The organism is Sutterella parvirubra YIT 11816, assembly GCF_000250875.1.
Classification (GTDB): Bacteria; Pseudomonadota; Gammaproteobacteria; order Burkholderiales; family Burkholderiaceae_F; genus Sutterella; species Sutterella parvirubra.
Genome location: NZ_JH605019.1, coordinates 9,294 through 9,540 on the forward strand (window position 1 = coordinate 9,294; position 247 = coordinate 9,540).

The following is a 247-nucleotide window of genomic DNA, read 5'->3' on the forward strand; positions in this document are numbered from 1 at the left end:
CGGATCCCGGCGCTCGCGTCGTTGAGGGCTTCGAGGGCCTCGGGAGAGACGTCGTCCGCCGGGTCGACGCTCACGGCGTTCACGACCGTGAGGCGCCAGCGGGACGCGTCCGTCGGGCAGCGCTCCAGCGTCAGAACTGGCGGGGGCAGGGCGGTGGAGGCCTTCTCAGCCTCATCCTTGGCGTCCACGCCCTTGTCGGTGCGCCTGCCTTGGAGGGCCTTCAGGGCCGAACAGGCGTTGCGAAGGA

Annotated in this window: 1 protein-coding gene; it reads right to left on the reverse strand. The window is 71.3% G+C overall.

Annotation, left to right across the window (positions count from 1 at the left end; all coding sequences use genetic code 11):
• A partial coding sequence (locus HMPREF9440_RS11585) for a hypothetical protein (RefSeq protein ID WP_172634309.1) occupies positions 1 to 247 on the reverse strand: 247 nt, incomplete at both ends.